The organism is Piscinibacter gummiphilus, assembly GCF_032681285.1.
Taxonomy (GTDB): domain Bacteria; phylum Pseudomonadota; class Gammaproteobacteria; order Burkholderiales; family Burkholderiaceae_C; genus Rhizobacter; species Rhizobacter gummiphilus_A.
Genome location: NZ_CP136336.1, coordinates 50,573 through 74,586 on the forward strand (window position 1 = coordinate 50,573; position 24,014 = coordinate 74,586).

The 24,014-nt window shown below is 67.9% G+C and carries 24 protein-coding genes; 12 read left to right on the plus strand and 12 right to left on the minus strand.

Annotated elements, in window-relative coordinates; all coding sequences use genetic code 11:
* Nucleotides 1-8: 8 nt before the first annotated feature.
* From RXV79_RS00230 to RXV79_RS00245, 4 genes are all read right to left on the minus strand, one after another.
* Complete coding sequence (locus RXV79_RS00230) at nucleotides 9-674, minus strand: alpha/beta hydrolase (RefSeq protein WP_316701263.1); 666 nt, start codon at nucleotides 672-674, stop codon at nucleotides 9-11.
* A 45-nt stretch (nucleotides 675-719) separates the two neighbouring features.
* Nucleotides 720-1,727 carry an AraC family transcriptional regulator gene (locus RXV79_RS00235; protein WP_316701264.1) on the minus strand — a complete coding sequence of 336 codons (1,008 nt, stop codon included), beginning with the start codon at nucleotides 1,725-1,727 and terminating at the stop codon, nucleotides 720-722.
* 78 nt (nucleotides 1,728-1,805) lie between these two features.
* Nucleotides 1,806-2,453 carry a hypothetical protein gene (locus tag RXV79_RS00240; protein ID WP_316701265.1) on the minus strand — a complete coding sequence of 216 codons (648 nt, stop codon included), beginning with the start codon at nucleotides 2,451-2,453 and terminating at the stop codon, nucleotides 1,806-1,808.
* A gap of 122 nt (nucleotides 2,454-2,575) precedes the next feature.
* The gene (locus RXV79_RS00245; RefSeq protein WP_316701266.1) at nucleotides 2,576-3,361 is read right to left on the minus strand and encodes an exodeoxyribonuclease III; all 786 of its coding nucleotides are present in this window, start codon (nucleotides 3,359-3,361) and stop codon (nucleotides 2,576-2,578) included.
* 17 nt (nucleotides 3,362-3,378) lie between these two features.
* Here RXV79_RS00245 and pyrE point away from each other — a divergent pair, with 17 nt between their 5' ends.
* Nucleotides 3,379-4,068 (plus strand): orotate phosphoribosyltransferase, encoded by a 690-nt coding sequence (pyrE, locus tag RXV79_RS00250; RefSeq protein WP_316701268.1) that lies wholly within the window; start codon nucleotides 3,379-3,381, stop codon nucleotides 4,066-4,068.
* A gap of 13 nt (nucleotides 4,069-4,081) precedes the next feature.
* The gene (locus RXV79_RS00255; protein WP_316701269.1) at nucleotides 4,082-4,753 is read left to right on the plus strand and encodes a DUF4124 domain-containing protein; all 672 of its coding nucleotides are present in this window, start codon (nucleotides 4,082-4,084) and stop codon (nucleotides 4,751-4,753) included.
* Nucleotides 4,754-4,772: 19 nt separating this feature from the next.
* Here RXV79_RS00255 and gatB read toward each other — a convergent pair whose 3' ends face one another.
* From gatB to gatC, 3 genes are read right to left on the minus strand one after another with little or no spacing between them, the layout of a single operon-like run.
* Nucleotides 4,773-6,224, minus strand: a complete 1,452-nt coding sequence (gatB, locus tag RXV79_RS00260; protein ID WP_316701270.1) for an Asp-tRNA(Asn)/Glu-tRNA(Gln) amidotransferase subunit GatB — start codon at nucleotides 6,222-6,224, stop codon at nucleotides 4,773-4,775.
* Nucleotide 6,225: 1 nt separating this feature from the next.
* A complete protein-coding gene (gatA, locus tag RXV79_RS00265; RefSeq protein ID WP_316701271.1) occupies nucleotides 6,226-7,713 on the minus strand; it encodes an Asp-tRNA(Asn)/Glu-tRNA(Gln) amidotransferase subunit GatA in 1,488 nt (495 codons plus the stop codon).
* Nucleotides 7,710-8,009 (minus strand): Asp-tRNA(Asn)/Glu-tRNA(Gln) amidotransferase subunit GatC, encoded by a 300-nt coding sequence (gene gatC, locus RXV79_RS00270; protein ID WP_201808220.1) that lies wholly within the window; start codon nucleotides 8,007-8,009, stop codon nucleotides 7,710-7,712. The genes gatA and gatC overlap by 4 nt, the downstream gene beginning before the upstream one ends.
* A 280-nt stretch (nucleotides 8,010-8,289) precedes the next feature.
* On the opposite strand from gatC, the gene RXV79_RS00275 reads away from it, so the two are divergent.
* The 6 genes from RXV79_RS00275 to RXV79_RS00300 all read left to right on the plus strand — a co-directional run bounded on the left by RXV79_RS00275 (nucleotide 8,290) and on the right by RXV79_RS00300 (nucleotide 15,088).
* Nucleotides 8,290-9,333, plus strand: coding sequence for a rod shape-determining protein (locus RXV79_RS00275; RefSeq protein ID WP_201808218.1), 1,044 nt, complete (start codon nucleotides 8,290-8,292; stop codon nucleotides 9,331-9,333).
* 92 nt (nucleotides 9,334-9,425) lie between these two features.
* Nucleotides 9,426-10,352, plus strand: coding sequence for a rod shape-determining protein MreC (gene mreC, locus RXV79_RS00280; RefSeq protein WP_316701273.1), 927 nt, complete (start codon nucleotides 9,426-9,428; stop codon nucleotides 10,350-10,352).
* Nucleotides 10,349-10,867 carry a rod shape-determining protein MreD gene (gene mreD / locus RXV79_RS00285; RefSeq protein WP_316701274.1) on the plus strand — a complete coding sequence of 173 codons (519 nt, stop codon included), beginning with the start codon at nucleotides 10,349-10,351 and terminating at the stop codon, nucleotides 10,865-10,867. The genes mreC and mreD overlap by 4 nt, the downstream gene beginning before the upstream one ends.
* A gap of 12 nt (nucleotides 10,868-10,879) precedes the next feature.
* Nucleotides 10,880-12,931 carry a penicillin-binding protein 2 gene (gene mrdA / locus RXV79_RS00290; RefSeq protein ID WP_316701275.1) on the plus strand — a complete coding sequence of 684 codons (2,052 nt, stop codon included), beginning with the start codon at nucleotides 10,880-10,882 and terminating at the stop codon, nucleotides 12,929-12,931.
* Nucleotides 12,928-14,082, plus strand: coding sequence for a rod shape-determining protein RodA (gene rodA / locus RXV79_RS00295; RefSeq protein WP_316701276.1), 1,155 nt, complete (start codon nucleotides 12,928-12,930; stop codon nucleotides 14,080-14,082). The genes mrdA and rodA overlap by 4 nt, the downstream gene beginning before the upstream one ends.
* A 106-nt stretch (nucleotides 14,083-14,188) precedes the next feature.
* Nucleotides 14,189-15,088, plus strand: a complete 900-nt coding sequence (locus RXV79_RS00300; protein WP_316701277.1) for an NAD(P)-dependent oxidoreductase — start codon at nucleotides 14,189-14,191, stop codon at nucleotides 15,086-15,088.
* Nucleotides 15,089-15,090: 2 nt separating this feature from the next.
* On the opposite strand, the gene RXV79_RS00305 is transcribed toward RXV79_RS00300, so the two are convergent.
* From RXV79_RS00305 to RXV79_RS00325, 5 genes are all read right to left on the minus strand, one after another.
* Complete coding sequence (locus RXV79_RS00305; RefSeq protein WP_316701278.1) at nucleotides 15,091-16,464, minus strand: MATE family efflux transporter; 1,374 nt, start codon at nucleotides 16,462-16,464, stop codon at nucleotides 15,091-15,093.
* A 47-nt stretch (nucleotides 16,465-16,511) separates the two neighbouring features.
* Complete coding sequence (locus RXV79_RS00310; RefSeq protein WP_316701279.1) at nucleotides 16,512-17,573, minus strand: patatin-like phospholipase family protein; 1,062 nt, start codon at nucleotides 17,571-17,573, stop codon at nucleotides 16,512-16,514.
* Nucleotides 17,574-17,600: 27 nt separating this feature from the next.
* Nucleotides 17,601-19,127: a sensor histidine kinase gene (locus RXV79_RS00315; protein ID WP_316701280.1), complete on the minus strand. Its 1,527-nt coding sequence runs from the start codon at nucleotides 19,125-19,127 to the stop codon at nucleotides 17,601-17,603.
* A 5-nt stretch (nucleotides 19,128-19,132) separates the two neighbouring features.
* The gene (locus tag RXV79_RS00320; protein ID WP_316701282.1) at nucleotides 19,133-19,804 is read right to left on the minus strand and encodes a response regulator; all 672 of its coding nucleotides are present in this window, start codon (nucleotides 19,802-19,804) and stop codon (nucleotides 19,133-19,135) included.
* Between the two features lie 67 nt (nucleotides 19,805-19,871).
* Nucleotides 19,872-20,360: a MarR family winged helix-turn-helix transcriptional regulator gene (locus tag RXV79_RS00325; protein ID WP_316701283.1), complete on the minus strand. Its 489-nt coding sequence runs from the start codon at nucleotides 20,358-20,360 to the stop codon at nucleotides 19,872-19,874.
* 131 nt (nucleotides 20,361-20,491) lie between these two features.
* Here RXV79_RS00325 and recA point away from each other — a divergent pair, with 131 nt between their 5' ends.
* The 4 genes from recA (at nucleotide 20,492) to sucC (ending at nucleotide 23,997) form a co-directional block, all read left to right on the plus strand.
* A complete protein-coding gene (gene recA / locus RXV79_RS00330) occupies nucleotides 20,492-21,595 on the plus strand; it encodes a recombinase RecA (protein ID WP_316701284.1) in 1,104 nt (367 codons plus the stop codon).
* Between the two features lie 9 nt (nucleotides 21,596-21,604).
* The gene (gene recX, locus RXV79_RS00335) at nucleotides 21,605-22,096 is read left to right on the plus strand and encodes a recombination regulator RecX (RefSeq protein ID WP_316701285.1); all 492 of its coding nucleotides are present in this window, start codon (nucleotides 21,605-21,607) and stop codon (nucleotides 22,094-22,096) included.
* A 136-nt stretch (nucleotides 22,097-22,232) separates the two neighbouring features.
* On the plus strand, nucleotides 22,233-22,850 hold the full coding sequence (locus RXV79_RS00340; RefSeq protein ID WP_316701287.1) for a DUF2889 domain-containing protein: 618 nt from the start codon (nucleotides 22,233-22,235) through the stop codon (nucleotides 22,848-22,850).
* Entirely contained in the window at nucleotides 22,837-23,997 is a 1,161-nt protein-coding gene (sucC, locus tag RXV79_RS00345; RefSeq protein WP_316701288.1) for an ADP-forming succinate--CoA ligase subunit beta, read from the plus strand. The genes RXV79_RS00340 and sucC overlap by 14 nt, the downstream gene beginning before the upstream one ends.
* The last annotated feature ends 17 nt before the right edge of the window (nucleotides 23,998-24,014 follow it).

The following is a 24,014-nucleotide window of genomic DNA, read 5'->3' on the forward strand; positions in this document are numbered from 1 at the left end:
ACGCGTTTTCAATCGGCCAGCACGCGCAAAAGCCAGCGGTTGAGGTCGTCGATCTCCTCGGCGCTCACCGAGTGCGGCATCGGGTACTCGTGCCACTCGATCGTGTAGCCGAGCGCGGCCAGCGCATCGCGCGAGGCGACGCCGCGGCTGTGCATCACCACCGGGTCTTCGGTGCCGTGGGCAAGGAAGAGCGGGGTGTCGCGGTTGGCCGCGCTGCGCTCGGCGGCGGTGGTGGCGGCCAGAGGCAGGTAGCCCGAGAGGCCGGCGATGCCCGCGAGCCCCTCGCCGTGGCGCAGCCCCGTGAGCAGCGCCATCGCGCAGCCTTGCGAGAAGCCGACGAGTGCGATGCGCGAGGCCAGGATGCCACGCTCCTTCTCGCGCGCGATCAGCGCTTCGAGCTTCTGGAGCGAGTCGCGCAGGCCGCGCTCGTCTTCGCGGCGCGCGAGGTCGGTGCCGAGGATGTCGTACCAGGCACGCATCACGTAGCCGTTGTTGATGGTCACCGGCTGCAGCGGTGCATGCGGCAGCACGAAGCGCACCGCACCGAGCGGGCTCAGGTCGAGCTCCTGCGTGATGGGGGCCCAGCCGTGGCCGTCGTCGCCCAGGCCGTGCAGCACGATGACGCTGCGCGTGGGCTTGGGGGCGGTTTCGAATTCGAGGGTCTCAAGCGACATGCGGGCTCCAACTGCGTTTCTCAGTGGAGGCCATCCTACGAGCCCTCAGCGGGGTGGTGCGCCGGCGCTGCGGAAAGCCCCCGGCGTGTCTCCGGTCCAGCCGCGAAAGGCACGGTGGAAGGAGGCGGTGCTGTCGAAGCCCAGCTGTTCGCTGATCAGGTTGATGGGGGCCTGGCTCTTGGTCAGCAGCTGCAGCGCGCGGTCGCGGCGGAACTCGTCTTTCACCCGCTGGAAACTCGTGCCTTCGTCGGCGAGGCGCCGGTGCAGCGTGCGGATGGACAGGTGCAAGGTCTCGGCGGCGTTTTCCGCGGTGGCCGGGCGCGGCAGGCGCTCGGCCAGGTAGTCGCGCAGGCGCAGCGCGAGGCTGGGCTCGCGCGGGGTGGCGAAGAACCAGTCGGCCGGCGCGCGGTGCAGGAAGTCGTCGAGCTCGGGCTTGGAGCGGCGGATGGGCAGCGCGAGCAGCGTGGCGTCCATCGTGAGCGCCGCCTGCGGCTGGCCGTAGAAGACCGAGCCGGGGTAGAGCAGCGCATGGTCGGCGGCGAAACCGGGTCGCGCGAAGGGGAAATCGGTGCGCACCAGGGCGAGCCGCTGGCCGACGAGCCAGGAGGCCACACCGTGGATCACCTTCAACATCAGGTCGCAGGCGAAGGGCCGCCGTGGCGGCGCGCCCGGCACCTGCTCGATGGCGATGCGGGCGGTGTCGTCATGCTGGGTCAGCTCGAGGTAGAAGTCGTCCTGCATCAGCCGCGACAGGTACGACCAGCGGTGGAGCGCCACCATCAGGTTCTTGGCGTCGAGCAGGGCCAGGCAGGTGAACTTGAGCGTGCCCGGGCGCAGCGGGCGCGAGAAGCAGCGCAGCATCTCGTCGTCGAGCGCGATGGCGAGCGAGCGGTAGAGGGTGGCGAACTGGTGTTCGCTCAGGCGCGCGCCGGGGTCGTCGGGATCCAGCCCCTGCTGGCGAAGCAGCTGCGAGGCGTGGGTGGGCGGCACGTCGGCCGCCTCCAGCAACGCGGCGACATACGCCAGCGAAACGGAGAGTGGCGCCTGTTCCATCCAACAGACCGTAGCACGCAGGGCGCGTGCGCGGGAGTGGTGGATGCCTGGGGCGGGCGCACCCTGCCCCGGCCGGGGTCAGAACCGGTAGTTGAAGCCGATGGCGATCAGGGGGATCGCCTTGACCTTGCCGGCGCCTTCGCGGACCTCGGCCAGTTCGCGGTCGATGTCGGCCTGCGAGGCGAGGCTCAGGTTGGGGCCGGAGTGCGTTTCGGTGACCTTGGCCTTGCCGATCGAAGCGCCCAGGTCGAAGACGAAGCCCCAGCCGGTGCTGAGTTGATGGCCGTAGCCGATGCCCACGTAGGGCGTGGTCTTGGGGAACTCGATCTTCACGTTGAAGCGGTCGTTGGCCGTCATCGTGTAGTTGGTGCCGCCGATGTTGATCGTGCCGCCATTGCCGCGGCCCTCCATGTCGACCTTCATGTTGTTGAAGGTCACGCCGCCGGTGAAGCGGAAGCCGCCCGGCGCGAAGGGGAAGGCGTCGGCAAAGAGGCCGATGCGGTTGTAGGTGAGCTTGGCGTCGTAGTCGATGCCTTCTTCGCGCTCCTGGCGGGTGCGTTTGCCGGCGCTGGCGTAGTCGGCGCGCAGGGTGACGTGCGGCGCCACCGGCTGGGCATAGCCGAGCATCAGGCCATGCGTGCCCACGCCGGTGTAGACCTCGCCGGCATGGGCCGTCCAGCTCAGGCACAGGGCCGCGGTGGCGGCGAGGAAATGGGGGGTGCGCATCTCGTTCTTCCTTTGCAAAGGCCTGCTCGCGCAGGCGAATTTCATTCTAGGAACGAGGTCCGCCTGCAAGATCGTCCAAACAACGGACGCCGGCACGCCCTATTCGCCCGACCGGCCCGCGCTCAGAGCGTGAAGTCGTAGTCGATGATGAGCGGCGCGTGGTCGGAGAAGCGCTGGTCGAGGAAGATGTGTTCCTTGCGGGCGAGCGCCGCGATGCCGGGCGTGGCGAGGTGGTAGTCGAGCCGCCAGCCCACGTTCTTCGCATAGGCCTGGCCGCGGTTGCTCCACCAGGTGTATTGCTCGGCCTTGTCGTTCAGCCTGCGGAAGACGTCGACCAGGCCGATCTCGTCGAGGCAGTGCGTCATCCAGGCGCGCTCTTCGGGCAGGAAGCCGCTGTTCTTCTGATTGCCCTTCCAGTTCTTGAGGTCGATCTCCTTGTGGGCGATGTTGATGTCGCCGACCAGGATGAACTCGCGCTCGGCCTTGAGGCGCTGCAACCACGGCGTCATCAGCGCGAGGAAGCGGAACTTGGCGAGGTGCCGCTCCTCGCCCGACGAGCCGCTCGGGAAGTAGCAGCTGATGATCGAGAGCTTGCGCGAAGGTGTGTCGAAACGGCATTCGATGTAACGACCTTCGGCGTCGAATTCCGGCGCGCCGATGCCCACCACCACGTCGCTCGGCTCCTTGCGGGTGTACAGACCCACGCCGGAGTAGCCTTTCTTCTCGGCGAAGTGGAAATAACCCGTCATGTCGTGCACGGTGTCGAAGCGCTCGGCGATGTCGGCGGCCTGCGCCTTGATCTCCTGCACCCCCATACAATCGGCGCCCAGGGCTTCGGCCCAGGGCAGAAGCCCCTTGGTGGCGGCAGAACGGATGCCGTTCAGATTCAAAGACACCAGACGAAACACGACGAGACTCCCCCACGATGACCCCCCGCGAGCAACCCGGCACAGTGGCCGACACCCTGGCCCAGGACTTCGTGAAGTTCGCAGTCGAGGCGGGCGTGTTGCGGTTCGGGGAGTTCAAGACCAAGGCCGGGCGGCTGTCGCCCTACTTCTTCAATGCCGGCCTGTTCGACGACGGCGCCAAGCTCGCGCGCCTCGCGGAATTCTATGCAGCGAGGCTCGTTGCCTCCGGCATCCAGTTCGACATGATCTTCGGCCCGGCCTACAAGGGCATCACGCTGGCCGCGGCCGTGGCGATGGAACTCGCCCGCCGCGGGCGCAACGTGCCTTACGCCTACAACCGCAAAGAGGCCAAAGATCACGGTGAAGGCGGCACGCTTGTCGGCGCGCCGGTGCGCGGCCGCGTTCTCATCATCGACGACGTGATTTCTGCGGGAACCTCCGTGCGTGAATCCATCTCCATGATCCAGTCGGCCGGCGCCACACCGTGTGCGGTGGCCATCGCCCTCGATCGCCAGGAGAAGGCCACCGACAACGGCGCCGATGCGCCCTGGTCGGCGGTGCAATTCGTAGAGCGGCAGCTCCAACTGCCGGTTTCCGCCGTGGCGACCTTGGGCGACTTGCTGCAGTATCTGAAGACGAACCAGGACCCGGCCCTGGGCGAGCATTTCGCCCGCGTGGCCGCTTACCGAGAACGCTATGGGGTGTGATGTGTTCCCTGCCGTGACCCGACCGATCCTCGCCGGTGTGCTGGTCGGCCTGTTTGCGGTGAGCGCCCAGGCCGCGCAGATCTACAGCTGTGTCGATGGCAACGGCCGCCGGCTCACCTCCGACCGGCCGATCCGGGAATGCCTGGCGCGCGAGCAGCGCCTGCTCAACGCCGACGGGTCGGTGAAGCAGGTGGTGCCGCCCACGATGACCGTCGACGAGCTGGCCGAGGCCGAGGCCAAGAAGCGCCAGGCCGAACTCGAGCGCGCCGCCAAGCAAGACGCGGTGCGGCGCGACCGCAACCTGCTGGCGCGCTTCCCCGACGAAGCGGCGCACAGCAAGGCCCGCGAGGCTGCGCTCGACGACGTGCGCAAGGGCGTGAAGTTCTCCGAAGACCGGCTGGTCGAGCTGCAGAAGGAGCGCAAGCCCCTGCTCGACGAGCTGGAGTTCTACAAGGGCAAGAAGCTGCCGCTCAAGCTGCGCCAGCAGCTCGATGCGAACGATGCCGCGACCACCGCGCAGCGTTCTCTGGTGCAAAACCAGAAGGAAGAGATCAAGCGCATCGATTCGCTGTACGACAGCGAACTCGCGCGCCTGCGCAAGCTGTGGGCCGGCGCGCCGGCCGGCAGCCTGCCATTGGCCGCCTCGCCGACGCCAGCCTCCGGCACCAAGTCCGCCGGCAACTGAGGCCGGTGACCCGGCCGCCTCAGCCGGCGAGCTTCTTCTTCAGCAGTTCGTTCACCACCGACGGGTTGGCCTTGCCCTTGGTGGCCTTCATGGCCTGGCCGACCAGGGCGTTGAAGGCCTTCTCCTTGCCGGCGCGGAATTCCTCCACCGACTTGGTGTTGGCGGCCAGCACCTCGTCGAGGATGCGTTCGATCTCGCCGGTGTCGTTGGACTGCTTCAGGTCCAGCCGCTCGATGATCGCGTCCACATCGCCACCTTCGGCCCACAGCACGTCGAACACCTTCTTCGCGCTGTTGTTGGCGATGGTGCCGTCGGCGATGCGGCCGACGAGGCGGGCCAGCGTGGCGGCGTCGACCTTGCTGGCGTCGAGCCCCAGGTCCTCGGCGTTCAGGCGCCGCGAGACTTCACCCATCATCCAGTTGGCCACCAGCTTGGGCTGGCCGCTCGCCTTGGCCGCCGCCTCGAAGTACGCGCCGAAGGCCTTGGTCTGCGTGACCATCGAGGCGTCATACGCCGGCAGTCCGTAGGCCGACTGGAAACGCTCGGCCATCACGCGCGGCAGCTCGGGCATCTCGGCCTTCACCCGCTCCACCCACTCGAGCGCGATCACGAGCGGCGGCAGGTCGGGGTCGGGGAAGTAGCGGTAGTCGTGCGCGTCTTCCTTGGTGCGCATCGCCCGCGTTTCGCCGGTGTCGGGGTTGAAGAGCACGGTGGCCTGCTGCACCTCGCCGCCGTCTTCGATCAGGTCGATCTGCCACTGGATCTCGAAGTCGATCGCCTGCTGCATGAACTTGAACGAGTTCAGGTTCTTGATCTCGCGGCGGGTGCCGAAGTCGGCGCCGGGCTTGCGCACCGAGACGTTGGCGTCGCAGCGGAAGCTGCCCTCCTGCATGTTGCCGTCGCAGATGTCGAGCCAGACCACGAGCGCGTGCAGGGCCTTCGCGTATTCGACGGCCTCGACGCTCGAGCGGATGTCGGGCTCGGTCACGATCTCGAGCAGCGGCGTGCCGGCGCGGTTGAGGTCGATGCCGGTCTGGCCGGCGTAGTCTTCGTGCAGCGACTTGCCGGCGTCTTCTTCCAGGTGGGCGCGGGTCAGGTTGACCTTGTGCTTCGTGTCGCCGACGTAGAACTCGACGCCGCCGCCCTGCACCACCGGGATCTCGTACTGGCTGATCTGGTAGCCCTTGGGCAGGTCGGGGTAGAAGTAGTTCTTGCGGGCGAAGATCGACTGCGGTGCGACCTTGGCGCCGACCGCCAGGCCAAAGCGGATGGCGCGTTCGACCGCACCCTTGTTCATGACCGGCAGCGTGCCGGGCAGGGCCAGGTCCACCGGCGAGGCCTGCGTGTTGGGCTCGGCGCCGAACTGCGTCGACGAGCCGCTGAAGGCCTTGCTCTTGGTCGAGAGCTGCACATGCGTCTCGATGCCGATCACGACCTCGTAGCCGCGGATGAGTTTGCTTGTGGTCGCCATGTCAGAACCCGGAAGGCACGCGGGTGTGCCAGTCGGTCGCTTGCTGGAAGGCGTGCGCGGCCTGCAGCAGCGGCGCTTCCTGGAAATAGTTGCCGATGAGCTGCAGGCCGACCGGCATGCCGCCTTCGCCGAAGCCCGCGGGCAGGCTCATGCCGGGCAGGCCGGCGAGGCTCGCGGGCAGGGTGAAGATGTCGGCGAGGTAGGCGGCGACGGGGTCGTCACCCTGTGCGCCGATATGCCACGCCACCGTCGGCGCCACCGGGCCGGCGATCACGTCGCATTGGCCGAAGCACTGCTGGAAGTCGTCGGCGATCATGCGGCGCAGCTTCTGCGCCTGCAGGTAGTAGGCGTCGTAGTAGCCATGGCTCAGCACGTAGGTGCCGATCATGATGCGGCGCTTCACCTCGGGGCCGAAGCCCTGGGCGCGGCTCTTCTTGTACATGTCGAGCAGGTCGGTGTACTTCTCGGCGCGGTGGCCGTACCTCACGCCGTCGAAGCGCGACAGGTTCGACGAGGCCTCGGCCGGCGCGATGATGTAGTACACGGGGATCGAGAGCTCGGTGCGCGGCAGGCTCACGTCGACCAGCGTCGCGCCGAGTTGCTCGAAGACGCCGAGCGCCGTGCGCAGCGCACCGTTCACGTCGGCGGCCAGGGCGGCCGGGAAGAACTCAGCCGGCAGGCCGATGCGCAGCCCCTTCAGCGGCTGGGCCGTGGTCGCACCCTCGCGGGGCTTGCTCAGCGAGGCGGCGAAGCCCGGCAGCGGCTCGTTGGCGCTCGTCGCATCGCGCTCGTCGAAGCCGGCCATCGCGTCCAGCAGCAATGCGCAGTCATCGGCGCTCTGTGCCATCGGCCCGGCCTGGTCGAGGCTGGAGGCGAAGGCGATCATCCCGTAGCGGGAGCAGCGGCCGTAGGTCGGCTTGATGCCGGTCACGCCGCAGAAGCCCGAGGGCTGGCGGATGGAGCCGCCGGTGTCGGTGCCGGTCGCGGCCGGCACGAGGCGGGCCGCCACCGCGGCGGCCGAGCCGCCTGAGGAGCCGCCCGGCACGCGGGTGGTGTCCCAGGGGTTGTGCACGGCGCCGTAAGCGGAGTTCTCGTTGGCCGAGCCCATCGCAAACTCGTCGCAGTTGAGCTTGCCGAGCGCCACCGCGCCGGCGTGCGCCAGCTTGGCGACGACCGTGGCGTCAAAGGGGCTCAGATAGCCCTTGAGCATCTTCGAGCCGGCGGTGGTGGGCAGGTCCTGGGTGACGAAGATGTCCTTGTGCGCCATCGGCACACCCAGCAACGCTCCGCGTTCACCCGCAGCACGGCGCTCGTCGGCCGCTTTGGCCTGCTGCAGCGCATGGTCTTCATCGACCACGAGAAAGGCGCCCAGTTGTTCATGCGCCGCAACGCGTGCGAGCAGATGTTTCGTGAGTTCGGTGCTCGAGACCTCGCGTGCGTCGAGCGCGCGGCCCATCTCGGCCACGCCCAGGCGGTGCAGGTCCTTCATTCGATGACCTTGGGGACGAGGAAGAGGCCGTCTTCGCTGGCCGGGGCGTTGCGCAGGTTGCGCTCGCGGTCGTTGGTCTCGGTGACCACGTCGTCACGCAGGCGCAGGCCCACGTCGCGCACCGCGGAGAGCGGCGTGTACAGCGGCTCCACGCCGCTCGTGTCGACGGCGCTCATGCGCTCGACGATGGAGAAGAACTCGTTGAGTTGAAGCCTCATCGCCTCTTGCTCGTCGGCCTGCAATTCGAGGCGGGCCAGGTGGGCGATGCGGCCGACATCCTGGGGGGTCAGGGCCATTGGAAATCCACTTTTGGATGGGTCTTCGCGGGATCGAAAACCAGGGGTGTTGAAGTATTATCCCCGGTTATCCACACGCCCCTCGACGCCTCGAAAACCCAGAGTTTGCAAGGGTTTGCGAGCTTGTTTCAAAAGGCCCCGGAACCCAATTGCGCTCACGCCGTCGTATTGGTCGAATGCGTGAGCACCCCACCCGCCACCAACACGGAACCACATCGCCCAGCATGACCCGCGCGCCATCGACCGCGGCCGCATGCTCGCCGATCTGACTCACAAGAACATGTTCGCTTCTCTGCGCCGCTATTTCTCCACCGACCTGGCCATCGACCTCGGCACCGCCAACACGCTGATCTACGTGCGTGGCAAGGGCATCGTGCTCGACGAACCCTCGGTCGTCGCCATCCGCCACGAAGGCGGCCCCAACGGCAAGAAGACCATCCAGGCCGTCGGCGCCGAGGCCAAGGCCATGCTGGGCAAGGTGCCGGGCAACATCGAAGCCATCCGCCCGATGAAAGACGGCGTGATCGCGGACTTCACGGTGACCGAGCAGATGCTCAAGCAGTTCATCAAGATGGTCCACGATTCGAAGATGCTCAAGCCGAGCCCGCGCATCATCATCTGCGTGCCCTGCGGCTCGACCCAGGTGGAACGCCGGGCCATCCGCGAATCGGCGCTGGGCGCCGGCGCGAGCGAGGTCTACCTGATCGAAGAACCGATGGCCGCGGCGATCGGCGCCGGCCTGCCGGTCTCGGAGGCATCGGGCTCGATGGTGGTCGACATCGGCGGCGGCACCACCGAGGTCGGCGTGATCTCGCTGGGCGGCATGGTCTACAAGGGCTCGGTCCGCGTGGGCGGCGACAAGTTCGACGAGGCCATCATCAACTACATCCGCCGCAACTACGGCATGCTGATCGGCGAGCCCACCGCCGAAGCCATCAAGAAGCAGATTGGCTCGGCCTTCCCCGGCTCCGAGGTGAAGGAGATGGAAGTCAAGGGCCGCAACCTCAGCGAGGGCGTGCCGCGCAGCTTCACCATCAGCAGCAACGAGATCCTGGAAGCGCTGACCGACCCGCTGAACCAGATCGTCTCCAGCGTGAAGAACGCGCTCGAACAGACCCCGCCCGAGCTGGGCGCCGACATCGCCGAGCGCGGCATGATGCTCACCGGCGGCGGCGCCCTGCTGCGCGACCTCGACCGCCTGCTGGCCGAAGAGACGGGCCTGCCGGTGCTGGTGGCCGAAGACCCGCTGACCTGCGTGGTGCGCGGTTGCGGCATGGCACTCGAGCGCATGGAGCGGCTGGGCAGCATCTTCACCTCCGAGTGAACGTGAACAGCACCACGAAGCCGGCACGTGCATCGCGTGGCCGGCTTTTTCAATTCAAACGTTTGAGCTTTTCCTGAGTCACAGCGGTCACCATGCCTCTCGGCACCCTCGATCGAACCCCGCCGCCCTTCTTTCGCCAAGGGCCGTCGGCGTTCACGCGCATGGTGTTCTTCTCGGCGCTGGCGCTCTTCCTGATGGTGGCCGACACCCGCTTCAAGGTGACGCAGCCCCTGCGCGCGATCGTGGCCACCGTGCTCAACCCGGTGGAGCGCGTGCTGCGCACGCCGGTCGACCTGTGGCAGGGCGCGGCCGACTACCTCGGCGGCCTGCAGCAGGCCCGCAGCGAGGAGACCCGCGCCAAGGTGCTGCTGGTGCAGCAGGCCGAGCGGGCCGCCAAGGTGGAGCAACTGCAACAGGAAAACGCCCGCCTGCGCGCCCTGCTGGAGCTGCGCGGTGCGCTCAAGGTGCGCTCGCAGACCGCCGAGGTGCTCTACGACGCGCCCGACCCCTACTCCCGCAAGGTCATCATCGACCGCGGCAACCGTGACGGCCTGGTGATCTCGTCGCCGGTCATCAACGAGGCGGGCGTGCTGGGCCAGGTCACGCGTGTCTTCCCGTACAGCGCCGAGGTCACGCTGCTCACCGACAAGGAAGCCGCGATCCCGGTGCTCAACAGCCGCACCCAGGCGCGCAGCGCCGCGTTCGGCAACTCGGCCGGCGCGGGCCTCGAGCTGCGCTTCATGGCCGGCAACGCCGACGTGCAGGTGGGCGATTTGCTGTCGACCTCCGGTGTCGACGGCGTCTACCCCTCGGGCCTGCCGGTGGCCAAGGTGGTGAGCGTGGACCGCAAGGTCGAGACGGGTTTTGCGCGCATTGCGCTGGCCCCCATCGCCGAGCCCGACAGCGTGCGCCACGTGCTGGTGCTGGAGCCGGTGGGCATCCAGATGCCGCCGCGGCCCGACACCCCGCTGGCCGACGAGCCGGCCAAGGCGAAGAGGGAAAAGGGGCCAAAACGATGATGCCCCGTGGCGCCGACCAGCTGCTGCTGCCGGTCAACCCGTTCTTCATGTGGACCACGATGTTGCTGGCCTTCGCCTTCAACCTCGTGCCCTTCGGCCGCGTGGCCTACCTGCCCGACATGCTGGCGCTGGTGCTCGTCTTCTGGAACGTGCACCAGCCGCGCCGGGTGGGCCTGGGCGCGGCCTTCGTGTTCGGCGTCTTGATGGATGTGCACGACAGCGCCGTGCTCGGCCAGCACGCCCTCGCCTACACGCTCTTGAGCTTCTTCGCCATCACCATCCACCGGCGGCTGCTGTGGTTCGGCGTGCTCTCGCAGGCGCTGCAGATCCTGCCGCTCTTCGTGGCGGCGCATGCGGTGTCGATGGTGGTGCGCATGATGGTGGGCGGCATGCTGCCCGGCTGGGAAGTGATGCTCGCGCCGGTGTTCGAGAGCCTCCTGTGGCCGGTGGTGTCGTTGGTGTTGCTCGCACCGCAGCGTCGCCCGCCGGACACTGACAAGAATCGCCCTCTGTAATCGGCAGCTGTCATGACCGAACTCAGAAACGTCGAGCAGGAAGTCGGGCGATTCCGCACGCGCCTGCTCGCGGCGGCGGCTTTCGTGCTGCTCGCCTTCGGCCTGCTCGCCGCGCGCCTGGTGGTGCTCCAGGTCACGCGCCACGACGAACTCTCGACCCAGGCCGAGAACAACCGCATCGCGGTCGTGCCCATCGTGCCCAACCGCGGCCTCATCGTCGACCGCAACGGCGTGGTGCTGGCCAACAACTACTCGGCCTACACGCTGGAGATCAGCCCCACGAAGGTGGCCGACCTCGAGGCCACGATCACCGGGCTCGAATCCATCATCGAGATCCAGCCGCGCGACCGCAAGCGTTTCAAGCGGCTGCTGGAAGAAAGCAAGAGCTTCGAGTCGCTGCCGATCCGCACCAAGCTCACCGATGAAGAAGTGGCCCGCTTCACCGCGCAGCGCTTCCGTTTCCCCGGCGTCGACATCAAGGCCCGGCTCTTCCGCAACTACCCGCTCGGCGACGTGGGCAGCCACGTGATCGGCTACATCGGCCGCATCAACCAGGCCGAGAAGGCCGCGATGGAGGACTGGGAAGAAGAGAAGCTCGACAACTACCGCGGCACCGAGTACATCGGCAAGCTCGGCGTGGAGCAGAGCTACGAATCCGATCTGCATGGCCTCACGGGTGTCGAAGAGGTCGAGACGAGCGCCGGTGGCCGCGCGGTGCGACGCCTGAAGAGCAGCCCGCCGACCCCCGGCAACAAGCTGATCCTGTCGATCGACATCCGCCTGCAGGCCCTCGTCGAGCAGCTCTACGGCGACCGCCGCGGCGCGCTCGTCGCGCTCGACCCGCGCAATGGCGAGGTGCTCGCCTTCGTCAGCAAGCCGACCTTCGACCCCAACCTCTTCGTCGACGGCATCGACTTCGATTCGTGGAAGGAACTCAACGAGTCGATCGACAAGCCCCTCTTGAACCGCGCCCTGCGAGGCACCTACCCGCCGGGCTCCACCTTCAAGCCCTTCATGGCGATGGCCGCGCTCAACACCGGCAAGCGCAGCGCCACGCAGATCATCCACGACGGCGGCAGCTTCGTCTTCGGCAACCACACCTTCCGCAGCCACGGCGACCACGGCCTCGGGCCGGTCGACATGGTGCGCGCCATCGCGCTCTCCAGCAACGTCTACTTCTATTCGCTCGCCAACGAGATGGGCGTGGACCTGATGCACGATGAACTCGAGCCCTTCGGCTTCGGCCGCAAGACCGGCATCGACATCGAAGGCGAAGTGACCGGCCTCCTGCCGTCGACCGAATGGAAGCGACGTGCCTACAAGAAGCCCGAGCAGCAGAAGTGGTATGCCGGCGAGACCATCTCGCTGGGCATCGGCCAGGGCTACAACAACTTCACCATGCTGCAGCTGGCGAGCGCGGTCTCGACGCTCGTGTCCAAGGGCGAGCGCTACAAGCCGCGCATCGTGCGCGAGGTGGAAGACGTGGTCACGCGCGAGCGGCGGCAGGTGGCCCATGCCGCGCTCGACTCCTTGCCGCTCAGGCCCGAGCAGGTGGCCGTCGTCGTGCAGGGCATGCAGCAGGTGGTGACCGCCGGCACCGGTGCGCGGGTGTTTGCCGGCGCGGGTTACCAGAGCGGCGGCAAGACCGGCACTGCGCAGGCCGTCGGGGTGCGCGCCAACGAGAAGTACAACGCCAGCAAGCTCGAAGAGCACAAGCGCGACCACGCGCTCTACATCGCCTTCGCGCCGCTGGAGAACCCCACCATCGCGCTGGCGGTGATCGTCGAGAACGCCGGCTTCGGCGCGGCAAGCGCCGCCCCCATCGCGCGCCGCGTGATGGACTACGTGCTGCTCGGCCAGTACCCGAGCGAGGAAGACATCGCACTCACGCGTGAAGGCAAGACCGCGGCGCCGGTCGGTACGCCACGTGCCGCCTCGGCCGTGCCCCTGTCGGGCGCAGCCGGCTTCGCGGCGGCGCCGATGGGCGGTGCCGGCGTGGTGGCGGCGGGGGTCGTCACGGTCGCCGCCACCGCGGCCTCGGCCCCCGAGAAGGCACGGCCATGAGCGTCGTCTTCGAGAAGCCCTCGCTCTGGAACCGCATCAAGCCGATCTTCACCGGCTTCGACGGGCCCTTGCTCTTCGCCATCCTCTGGCTGGCGGCGCTGGGCCTCGTGACCATGTATTCGGCGGGCTTCGACCACGGCACCCGCTTCGTCGACCACGGCCGCAACATGCTGCTGGCCTTCGGCATCCTCTTCGTGGTGGCGCAGGTGCCGCCGCAGAAGCTGATGCGCCTGGCGGTGCCGCTCTACGCGGTGGGGGTGCTGCTGCTGGTGGCGGTGGCCCTCTTCGGCATCACGAAGAAAGGCGCGACCCGCTGGCTCAACGTGGGCGTGGTGATCCAGCCGAGCGAGATGCTCAAGATCGCCGTGCCGCTGATGCTGGCCTGGTGGTTCCAGCGGCGCGAAGGCGCGCTGCGGGTGAGCGACTTCCTGGTGGCGCTGCTCATCCTCGCGGTGCCGGTGGGCCTGATCGTCAAGCAGCCCGACCTCGGCACGGCCATCCTCGTGCTCTCGGCCGGGCTCTACGTCATCTTCTTCGCCGGGCTGTCGTGGAAGCTCATCATTCCCGTCATGGTGATCGGTGCCATCGGCATCACCGCGCTCGTGCTGTCGGAAGACGCGATCTGCCAGCCGGGCGTGGAGTGGCACGTCTTGCGCGAGTACCAGAAGAACCGCGTCTGCACCCTGCTCGACCCGACCACCGACCCGCTCGGCAAAGGCTTCCACATCATCCAGGGCATGATCGCCATCGGCTCGGGCGGCCTGTCGGGCAAGGGCTTCATGAAGGGCACGCAGACCCACCTCGAGTTCATCCCCGAGCGCACCACCGACTTCATCTTCGCGGCCTTCTCCGAAGAGTTCGGCCTGATGGGCTTCGCGCTGCTGCTGCTCGGCTTCATCTTCCTCATCTTCCGCGGGCTGATGATCGCGGCCGACGCGCCGAGCGTCTTCTCGCGCCTGCTGGCCGGGGCGATCACGCTCAGCTTCTTCACCTACGCCTTCGTCAACATGGGTATGGTGAGCGGCATCCTGCCGGTGGTGGGCGTGCCGCTGCCCTTCATCAGCTACGGCGGCACCGCGATGGTGACGCTCGGCCTCGGGCTCGGCATCCTGATGTCGATCTCGAAGAGCCGGCGCTTCATGCGCCATTGAGTCGATTGATGACGAGCACGCCACGAGCCCGAGCGCCGGGCCGCCCCAAGCCGGGCTCGATCCCCCCGGGGGATCGGGCGCCGTACCCGGTGCCCGAGGGGCAGACATGATGCCCGTCGCCTGGCCCGTCCCCAGGGTGGGGGTCATCGGCGTGGGCAACATGGGTGGTGCGATGGCGGCGCGGCTGCTGTCGCAGGACTATCTCGTGGCGGTGCACGACATCGATGCCCAGCGCGAGGCCCAGGCGGTGGCGCTCGGCGCGATGGCCTGCCCCACGCCGAGCGGGCTCGCGGCGTCGAGCGACGTGGTGATCGTCGCGGTGGTCGACGCGGCGCAGACCGAGGCGGTGCTCTTCGGCCCGCACGGTGCGGCGCACGCCCTGCCGCCGGGCTCGGCCGTGATGCTGTGCCCGACCATCGCGCCGGCCGACACCGAGCGGCTGGTGCAGGCGCTGGTGGCGCGCGGCCTCGGCTGGTTCGACGCGCCGATGTCGGGCGGCCCCGAGCGGGCGCGTGACGGCAGCATGAGTCTGATGCTCGCCTGCGAGCCGGCGATGATGGAGCGGCACCGCACGCTCATCGAGGCGCTCTCGTCCAAGGTCTTCCACCTCGGTGCCCGCCCTGGCGACGGCGCACGCACCAAGCTCGTCAACAACCTGCTCGCCGGCATCAACCTCGCCGGTGCGGCCGAGGCCATGGCCCTCGCGTCCCACCTGGGCCTCAACCTGCCCCGCACGCTGGCGGTCATCGAACAGAGCAGCGGCCAGAGCTGGATCGGCAGCGACCGGCTGCGCCGCGCGCTGCAGGGCGACTACCTGCCACGCGCCCACGCGAGCCTCTTGAACAAGGACACCCACCTCGCGCTCGGCATGGCGCGCGAGGCGGGGGCTGCCACACCCATCGGCGAGCAGGCGGCAGCGGTCTTCGCGCAGGCCTGCGAACGCGGCCTCGCCGGCATGGACGACGCGATCGTCTTCGAACTCCTGCGCCGCCGCGAGCGCGGCTGAGTTCAGTGCCCGGCCGTGAGCGCCGAGCGCTGCCGCGTGAGCCGGCGGTGCGTGGCGCGCGCCGACGGCACCCAGCCGCGCCGCCACCAGCGGGCGCACATGGTGAGGCCGCGCACCCACTCGTCGGCCGCGTAGGCGATCCACACGCCCACGAGTCCGAGCCCCATCACATCGCCCAGCAGCCAGGCCCCGCCCGCCATCACGAACACCATCGAGGCGATGCCGGCGAACACCGGGAAGCGTGCATCGCCGGTCGCGCGCAGGGCATTGATCACGACGAGGTTGAAGGTGCGCCCCGGTTCCAGCAGCACCGTGATCCAGAGCAGCGTGCTGGCGAGTTCGATGATGCGTTCGTCGTGCGTGAAGCGCCGCATCAGCCACGGGCCGGCGAGCGCTGCCAGCAAGGCCACGCCGGTCGAGACGACGAGCCCGTAGCGCAGGCTCTTGCGCACCAGCGCGTGCGCCGCGTGCAGCTGGCGGGCGCCGACCAGGTAGCCGACGAGGATCTCGCTCGCAAAGCCGATCGCCAGCCCGAACACGAGGATGAAATACATCAGCTGCATGGTGTAGCTGTGCGTGGCCAGGGCATGGGTGCCCATGCCGGCCGCGAGCGCGATGGTGACCATGAGCGCGAGCCGGTAGGCGATGGTCTCGGCGGCTCCCGGCAGGCCGATGTGCAGCACGGGGGCGAGCAGCCTCGGCTGCAGCCGCCACCAGTCGGCCCCGTGCGGCACGAGTTGCAGGCGCCAGCGCCACAGGAAGAGATGGAAGCCGACGCCGAAGGCCCGGCTCACCGCGGCTGCCACCGCATACCCGGCGAGGCCCATCGACGGCATCAGCAGCATCGACAGCGTGAGGTGCACGCCATGCATCGCGAGCATGTTGTAAAGCGTGTCACGCGCATGCATGTGGGCGCGCATGACGGCGGCCATGCTGGCGTTGAAGGCGTCGAGCGCGAGCGAGATCGCGAGGATGCGCAGGTAGGGCGCGGCGAGCGGCAGCACGTCGGCCGGTGCGTTCACCAGGTGCAGAAGCGGTGTCGCGAAGAGCGCGAGTGCCGCGCCCGCGACGAGGCCCAGCCAGGTGCTCGCCGCCAGCGCGGAGCGTGCGGTGAGGTCGGCGGTCACGCGGTCGCCGGCCCCGAGGCTCTGGCTGATGGTCACGCTCACGCCCATGCTGATGATGCGAAACAGCAGGAAGAACGAGACCTGCACGTGGTTGGAAAGGGCAAACGCGCCCGACGCGGTGTCGGACACGCGCGAGGCGAGCCACAGGCCTGCCACGCCCACGGCCATGCCGAGCACCAGCTCGGCCAGCAAGGGCAGGGTCAGCGCGACAAGGCTGGGGCGGGGAGCGGCGGGAATGGAAGCGGGCATCCCGCCATCATCGGCGCTGCGCGGTTACGGCGCGGTTTCAGGTGCCTTCACGGCGTGGCGCGAGGCTTTCGCGGCGTGAGGAACTCACGCTCCACGTCGAGCGTGCCGCGCACGCCGATGTCGGCCTTGTGGTTCTGGAGCCAGGCCTGCGCGGCGTCGCGGCCCATGTCGCGCAGGCGCTCGAGGAAGGCGCGGTCGGTGTTGAACTTGGTGTTGGGGCCGAGCGGGCCGAGCTGGTCGTCGTCGGCCACCATGTGCAGGCGCAGGTCCTTGTACCTGCCGGCGTCGAGCTTGCCCTCGCGCATCAGGCGCGAGACGAAGGCGATGGCGCGCATCTCGCCCATCAGGCTTGCGTTGAAGGTGATCTCGCTCAGGCGGTCGAGGATCTCTTCGCTGCGCGTGGGCGTGCCGCTGCGCACCAGCGGGTTGATGCGCACGAGCAGGATGTCGAGCGCTTCGGTGTTGTAGATCAGCGGGTAGATGGCCGGGTTGCCGGTGTAGCCGCCGTCCCAGTAGGGCTCGCCGTCGATCTCGACCGCCTGGAAGAGAAACGGCAGGCAGGCCGAGGCCATCAGCGCCTCCAGGCTCAGCTCGGGCCGCGTGAAGACGCGCGCCTGGCCGGTGGTGACGCTGGTGGCCGTGACGAAGAGCTTGAAGCGGCAATGGTGCAGGGCTTCTTCGTCGACGTGCCGGCGCACCACGTCGCGCAAGGGGTTGAGGTTGAGCGGGTTGAACTCGTAGGGGCTGAACGAGCGGAAGAAGGCGCTGACCCACTGGTAGCCCGGCAGCCGGTCGAGTTGCAGGCTGTCGTGCAGGCCGTTGGTCTTGCCTGCGGAGAAGGGCGAGAAGATCGAGCCGGAGCGGCTCACGTCGTGCCAGAACTCGGCGAGCGCCTCGCGTGCACCGGGTCGCTTGCCCCTGTGGAAGCCGGTCGCCATCACCGCGGCATTGAGCGCACCGGCGCTGGTGCCCGAGATGCCGCTGAAGAGAATGTCTTCCTCTTCCAGCAACCGGTCGAGCACGCCCCAGGTGAAAGCGCCGTGCGAGCCGCCGCCTTGCAGGGCGAGGTCGAGATGGCGAGGGCTGTTGGAGGCGGAAGACGAGGCCATGCGGAGCGGAGAAGGTGTGGGGCCAGTCTAGCGAGGCTCTTCCGGCGGGGTGGATGTGGGGCTGTCGGGCGCTGCCGCCGCAAAGCGCACCGTGAAGCGCGCGCCCGGCCCGAAAGCGGCGCCCGCATGCTCGGTCAGCATGCCGCTGCGGTGGCGCAGGTTGGCGTCTTCGAGTGCGATCTCGGCGTGGTGCTGCTGGGCGATCTCCTTGACGATGGCGAGGCCCAGGCCCGAGCCGTCGACGTTGGTGCCGAGCGCCCGGTAGAAGGGCTGGAAGACCTTGTCGCGCTCGGCCGGCGCGATGCCGGGGCCCGAATCTTCGACCTGCAGCACGACGACCTGGCCGAAGGGGTCGTCGACCACCCGCACGGTGACGGTGCCGCCCTCGGGCGTGTATTGCAACGCGTTGTCGACGAGGTTGCGCAGCAGCTCGCGCAGCAGCACCGGCTGGCCGAGCACCATGGGCTTGGACGCATCGCCCGTGCTCGGGCCTTCGTAGCCGAGGTCGATGCGCTTCTCGAGTGCCCGCGGCACGAAGTCGTGCACCACCTCGGTCGCCACCCGCGCGAGGTTGACGGGCTGGTGCGTCTGCGCCTGCGAGGCGTCTTCGGCGCGGGCCATCGCCAGCAGCTGGTTGACCATGCGCGCGGCGCGCTGGCTGCTGCGGGCGATCAGTTGCAGCGACTTCTTCAACGACTGTGGGTCGGTCTGGCCGGCGTCGATCTCGCGTTGCGCGAGTTCGGCCTGGGTGCGCAGGCCGGCGAGCGGTGTCTTGAGCTGGTGGGCCGCGTCGGCGAGGAAGTGCTTCTGCGTGCTGATGCTGCGGTCGAGCCGCATCAGCAGGTCGTTGATGGCACGCACCAGCGGCGACACCTCCTCGGGCACCTCACGCTCGTCGATCGGGCTCAGGTCGTGGCTTTCGCGGTGGCGGATGCGCTGCTGCAATTCATTGAGCGGCGCGATGCCGCGCACGAGCGCGAGCCACACCAGCAGCACCGCCAGCGGCAGGATCACGAACTGCGGCAGCATCACGCCCTTGATGATCTCGGTGGCCAGGCGCGAGCGTTTGCCGAGCGTCTCGGCCGCCTGCACCAAGGCGGCCCCGCCACCGGCACCGGGCACGGCGACCCACTGGTAGGCAACGCGCACCGGCTCGCCGCCGATGGTGTCGTCGCGAAAGCGCAGCAAGCCCAAGCTGCCGCGGTCGTCGTCGGGCGGCACCGGCAGGGTGCGGTCGCCGCTCAGGAATTCGCCGCGCAGGCCCAGCACCTGGTAGTAGAGCGTGTCGGTCTCGTCGGTCTGCAGCAGGTCGGCCGTGCCGCGGGTGAGCGAGAAGCTGGCGTGTTGCGCGCCGTCGTCCTGCACCTGCAGCGTGATTTGCTGCGACAGCAGGCGTGTGAGCTCGCCGAGCTGGCGGTCGAAGGGCTTGTTGGCGATGCCCTGCGCCACCAGCCAGGTGAGCACGACGCTCATCGGCCACAGCAGCAGCAGCGGGGCGAGCATCCAGTCGAGGATCTCGCCGAAGAGGGAGCGCTGCTCTCTGCGCAGGGCCATTCAGTTCAGTTGGGGATTTTTTCGAGGCAATAGCCGAGGCCGCGCACCGTGGCGATGCGGATCGGGCCTTGTTCGATCTTCTTGCGCAGGCGGTGGATGTAGACCTCGATCGCGTTGTTGCTCACCTCTTCGCCCCATTCGCACAGGCGCTCGACGAGGTGGTCCTTGCTGACGAGGCGGCCGGCGCGCTGCAGCAGCGCTTCGAGCAGGCTCAGTTCGCGCGCCGAGAGTTCGATCATCTGGTCGTTGATGTAGGCCACGCGGCCCGTCGCGTCGAAGGTGAGCGGGCCGTGCTTGATGATGCTCGACGCGGTGCCCAGGCCACGCCGGGTCAGTGCACGCACGCGGGCTTCGAGCTCCTGCAGCGAGAAGGGCTTGGCCATGTAGTCGTCGGCGCCGAGGTCCAGGCCCTTCACGCGCTGCTCGACGCTGTCGGCGGCGGTGAGGATCAGCACCGGCACCGCCGAGCCGCGTGCGCGCAGCTTGCGCAGCACCTCCAGGCCGTGCAGCTTGGGCAGGCCGAGGTCGAGGATCAGCAGGTCGAACTCGTGCGAGCCGAGCGCCGCATCGGCCTCGGAGCCGCTGGCCACCGCGTCGACCGCGTAGCCCGAGTTGCGCAGCGTGCGCAAGAGGCCGTCGGCCAGGACCTGATCGTCTTCGGCAATCAGTATCCGCATCGCTGTTCTCCTGGTGTTGTCTCGTTGCCAGTGTGAATGAAATTGCTGACGCCAACCATGCGGGCTATCAACCCGGCGACCAGGCGCCGGCATACGCCTCCAGCCCCAACGAGACGACGGTGGCCACATCGGGCCCGACTTCGGCGCGGAACTCGCGGTCGGCCTGCGCCACGGCCTGCTCGAAAGCCTTGAGCCAGGCGAGGCCCGTCTCGGTGAAGCGCACGATGCGGGCGCGCTTGTCGCGGTCGTCGGCTTCGCGTTTCACGAGGCCCCAGGCTTCGCACTGGTCGACCAGGTCGCCCATTGCCTGCTTGCTCATGCCGGCGCGCGCGGCGAGCTCGGTGAGGCGCGAGCCGTCGAGTGCCAGGTGCCGCGTGATGTGGATGTGGGCCGCGCTCACCTGCGCTCGGGCAGCGAGGTTAGACAGGGCGAGCGGCACCTCGACGTTGCGCGCCATCAGCGCCAGCACCCGCTCGTCGAAGCGGCGCAACGCGTGGCCCAGCAGGTGGCCGAGGTGGGTCTGGCGCCAGGCATCTTGAGGGGCCGGAACAGTCATCGTCAGATCGTAAGGCAAACTGACCAAAAAGCGGGTTTACTTCGATCTACTCCGCTTGCAGAATGCTGTTCATTCATCCAGCCTGTTGTTGATTACAGCTGGTTAACTTGTTGAATCTCAAGGAGAAATTCATGGACGCACCCGTCAAGGCCCTGAACACCGAAAAGGCCAAGGCCTTGCAAGCCGCTCTCGCCCAGATCGAAAAGCAGTTCGGCAAGGGGTCGATCATGAAGCTCGGCGAGGGCGAGAAGATCGAGGACATCGAAGTCGTTTCGACCGGCTCGCTGGGGCTGGACATCGCGCTGGGCGTCGGCGGCCTGCCGCGTGGCCGGGTGGTCGAGATCTACGGCCCGGAATCGTCGGGCAAGACCACGCTCACGCTGCAAGTGATCGCCCAGATGCAGAAGCAGGGCGGCACCTGCGCCTTCATCGACGCCGAGCATGCGCTCGACACGTCCTACGCCCAGAAGCTCGGCGTGAACCTGCAGGAAATGCTCATCAGCCAGCCCGACACCGGCGAGCAGGCGCTGGAGATCGTCGACGCGCTGGTGCGCTCGGGCTCGGTCGACCTCGTGGTCGTCGACTCGGTGGCCGCGCTCACGCCCAAGGCCGAAATCGAAGGCGAGATGGGCGACTCGCTGCCCGGCCTGCAGGCGCGCCTGATGAGCCAGGCGCTGCGCAAGCTCACCGCCACCATCAAGAAGACCAACACCATGGTCATCTTCATCAACCAGATCCGCATGAAGATCGGCGTGATGTTCGGTTCGCCCGAGACCACGACCGGCGGCAATGCGCTCAAGTTCTACGCCTCGGTGCGGCTGGACATCCGCCGCATCGGCTCCATCAAGAAGGGCGAAGAGGTCATCGGCAACGAGACCAAGGTGAAGGTCGTGAAGAACAAGGTCTCGCCCCCGTTCAAGACCGCCGAATTCGACATCCTCTACGGCCAGGGCATCAGCCGCGAAGGCGAGGTGATCGACATGGGCGTCGAGGCCAAGATCCTCGAGAAGAGCGGCTCCTGGTTCGCCTACAACGGCGAGAAGATCGGCCAGGGCAAGGACAACGCGCGTGAGTTCCTGCGCGAGAACCCGGTGCTCGCGGTCGAGATCGAGAACAAGGTGCGCGAGGCGATGGGCATCCCGCTGCTGCCGGGTGCCGCAGGTGAAGCAGACGCTGCGGCACCGGCCCCCAAGCGCGGCCGCGCGGCCAAGGAAGCGGCGGCTGCCGAGGAATAAACGCCTCGCATGAAGCCTCGCTTGTCGCTCAAGGGGCGAGGGTTGCAGATCCTCGCCCAGCGGGAGCACAGCCGCAGTGAGCTCAGGCGCAAGCTGATGACCCATGCCCGCAAGCCGGCGGGTGAGGGCGAGGCGCCGGTCGACGAGGACACGGCGGCCGAGCAGGTGGAGGGGGTGCTCGAGTGGCTGCAGGCGAACCGCTACCTGAGCGAGGAGCGTTTCGTCGAAAGCCGCATCCATGTACGCGCGGCCCGCTACGGCAACCTGCGCATCAAGCAGGAGTTGGCGCAGCACGGCGTGGCGCTGAGCGCCGAGGCCGCGCAGCAGCTCAAGGGCAGCGAAGCTACCCGTGCGCGCGAGGTGTGGGCGCGCAAGTTCGGACAGCCACCGCAAGACGCCGCCGAGCGTGCGCGCCAGATGCGGTTTCTCGCGGCGCGGGGCTTTTCCGGCGAGGCGATCCGGCGCGCGTTGCAAGGCGGTGTCGACGACGAATCGGCCTGAGCGGATCGACCCGACCGGCCGCGCGGGTTCCGCACGGGCGCGCTAATTTGGTGCAGTGCGCAATGCTAAAGTGCCGAGCTTCGCGGCTCCCTCACCTTGCATGGAGCCAGCCCCTCCGCCAGACCCACCCGCCCTGATGGCCTTGCCTGCCGCCGCGCCCGAGCGCCAGCTCAAGCACACACGCTGCATCGATGTGCAGGTGTTTGCGCGTGGCAATGGGTTATGGGAAGTCGACGCGGTGATCACCGACGTCAAGACCCGCGACACCGAGTTCCGCCGTGCCGGCGAACCCATTCACGACATGCTGCTGCGGCTCGTCATCGACGAGCAGTTCAACGTGCTCGAAGCGGGTTCCGAGACCCGCGGCATGCCTTACCCCGGCGCGTGCGATGCGCACGGTGACGCCTACACCAAGCTTGCCGGCCTGAACCTGATGCGTGGCTTCCGCTATGCCGTCCACGAACGCCTCGGCGGCATCGCCGGTTGTACGCATCTCACCGAGCTGACGCAGGTGCTGCCGACCGCGGTCGTGCAGGCGTTTGCCGGCGACGTCATCAACACCCGCGGTGGCGATGGTGCCGACGCCAAACCCCCGTTTCAGCTCGACCGCTGCCATGCGCTGCGCACCGACGGCCCCACCGTCAAGCTGCACTACCCGCGCTGGTATCGGCCAGAGAAGCCCGAAGTTCTTCCCCCTGCTGTCAAACGTTCCCCTGCAAACCGAGTGAAGAGAGCCCGCGATGAAAATCCATGAGTACCAAGGCAAGGAAATCCTGCGCCAGGCCGGCGTGCCGGTCCCCCGCGGCTATCCCGCATTCAGCGTGCAGGAGGCCTTCGAAGCCGCCCAGAAGCTGGGTGGCCCCGTGTGGGTGGTGAAGGCCCAGATCCACGCGGGTGGCCGCGGCAAGGGCGGTGGCGTGAAGCTCGCCAAGTCGCTCGATGACGTGAAGACGATCTCGGGCCAGATCCTCGGCATGCAGCTCAAGACCCACCAGACCGGCCCCGAAGGCCAGAAGGTGCGGCGCCTGTACATCGAAGAAGGCGCGGACATCAAGAAGGAGTACTACGTGTCGCTGGTCACCGACCGCGCCACGCAGAAGGTCGCGCTGATCGCCTCCAGCGAAGGCGGCATGGACATCGAAGAGGTGGCCCATTCCTCGCCCGAGAAGATCATCACCGAGTACATCGACCCGCTGACCGGCCTCGGCGCCGAGCAGGCAACGAAGGTGGCGAAGGCGATCGGCCTGCCCGAAGGCTCGCACGCGCAGGCCGTCGACGTGTTCCAGAAGCTCTACAACTGCTACATGAGCACCGACGCGTCGCTCGTGGAGATCAACCCGCTGAACTGCGACAGCAAGGGCAACCTGATCGCGCTGGATGCGAAGTTCAACTTCGACAGCAACGCCCTCTTCCGTCACCCCGAGATCGTGGCCTACCGCGACCTCGACGAAGAAGACCCGGCCGAAATCGAAGCCTCGAAGTTCGACCTCGCCTACATCCAGCTCGACGGCAACATCGGCTGCCTCGTGAACGGCGCTGGCCTTGCGATGGCCACGATGGACACCATCAAGCTCTTCGGCGGCGAGCCCGCCAACTTCCTCGACGTCGGCGGCGGCGCCACCGCCGAGAAGGTGACCGAAGCCTTCAAGATCATGCTGAAGAGCCCCAAGGTGAAGGCGATCCTCGTCAACATCTTCGGCGGCATCATGCGCTGCGACACCATTGCCGAAGGCGTGATCGCCGCGTGCAAGGCGGTCAACCTCAAGGTGCCGCTGGTCGTGCGCATGAAGGGCACGAACGAAGAGCTGGGCAAGAAGATGCTCGCCGAGTCCGGCCTGCCCATCATCAGCGCCGACTCGATGGCCGAGGCCGCGCAAAAAGTGATGGCCGCCCTGAAGTAATCACGCTAGGACACGAA

Bases quoted from the DNA above. Each gene is read 5' to 3' on its own strand.
- gatA (WP_316701271.1), bottom strand. From the start codon at position 7,713: ATGAAGGACCTGCACCGCCTGGGCGTGGCCGAGATGGGCCGCGCGCTC.
- RXV79_RS00310 (WP_316701279.1), bottom strand. From the start codon at position 17,573: ATGGCCTCGTCTTCCGCCTCCAACAGCCCTCGCCATCTCGACCTCGCC.
- mreD (WP_316701274.1), top strand. From the start codon at position 10,349: ATGATGCCCCGTGGCGCCGACCAGCTGCTGCTGCCGGTCAACCCGTTC.
- gatB (WP_316701270.1), bottom strand. From the start codon at position 6,224: ATGGCGACCACAAGCAAACTCATCCGCGGCTACGAGGTCGTGATCGGC.
- RXV79_RS00320 (WP_316701282.1), bottom strand. From the start codon at position 19,804: ATGCGGATACTGATTGCCGAAGACGATCAGGTCCTGGCCGACGGCCTC.
- sucC (WP_316701288.1), top strand. From the start codon at position 22,837: ATGAAAATCCATGAGTACCAAGGCAAGGAAATCCTGCGCCAGGCCGGC.
- RXV79_RS00300 (WP_316701277.1), top strand. From the start codon at position 14,189: ATGATGCCCGTCGCCTGGCCCGTCCCCAGGGTGGGGGTCATCGGCGTG.
- recX (WP_316701285.1), top strand. From the start codon at position 21,605: ATGAAGCCTCGCTTGTCGCTCAAGGGGCGAGGGTTGCAGATCCTCGCC.
- RXV79_RS00305 (WP_316701278.1), bottom strand. From the start codon at position 16,464: ATGCCCGCTTCCATTCCCGCCGCTCCCCGCCCCAGCCTTGTCGCGCTG.
- RXV79_RS00240 (WP_316701265.1), bottom strand. From the start codon at position 2,453: ATGCGCACCCCCCATTTCCTCGCCGCCACCGCGGCCCTGTGCCTGAGC.
- rodA (WP_316701276.1), top strand. From the start codon at position 12,928: ATGAGCGTCGTCTTCGAGAAGCCCTCGCTCTGGAACCGCATCAAGCCG.
- pyrE (WP_316701268.1), top strand. From the start codon at position 3,379: ATGACCCCCCGCGAGCAACCCGGCACAGTGGCCGACACCCTGGCCCAG.
- gatC (WP_201808220.1), bottom strand. From the start codon at position 8,009: ATGGCCCTGACCCCCCAGGATGTCGGCCGCATCGCCCACCTGGCCCGC.
- mreC (WP_316701273.1), top strand. From the start codon at position 9,426: ATGCCTCTCGGCACCCTCGATCGAACCCCGCCGCCCTTCTTTCGCCAA.
- mrdA (WP_316701275.1), top strand. From the start codon at position 10,880: ATGACCGAACTCAGAAACGTCGAGCAGGAAGTCGGGCGATTCCGCACG.
- RXV79_RS00315 (WP_316701280.1), bottom strand. From the start codon at position 19,127: ATGGCCCTGCGCAGAGAGCAGCGCTCCCTCTTCGGCGAGATCCTCGAC.
- RXV79_RS00340 (WP_316701287.1), top strand. From the start codon at position 22,233: ATGGCCTTGCCTGCCGCCGCGCCCGAGCGCCAGCTCAAGCACACACGC.
- RXV79_RS00235 (WP_316701264.1), bottom strand. From the start codon at position 1,727: ATGGAACAGGCGCCACTCTCCGTTTCGCTGGCGTATGTCGCCGCGTTG.
- RXV79_RS00325 (WP_316701283.1), bottom strand. From the start codon at position 20,360: ATGACTGTTCCGGCCCCTCAAGATGCCTGGCGCCAGACCCACCTCGGC.
- recA (WP_316701284.1), top strand. From the start codon at position 20,492: ATGGACGCACCCGTCAAGGCCCTGAACACCGAAAAGGCCAAGGCCTTG.
- RXV79_RS00230 (WP_316701263.1), bottom strand. From the start codon at position 674: ATGTCGCTTGAGACCCTCGAATTCGAAACCGCCCCCAAGCCCACGCGC.
- RXV79_RS00275 (WP_201808218.1), top strand. From the start codon at position 8,290: ATGTTCGCTTCTCTGCGCCGCTATTTCTCCACCGACCTGGCCATCGAC.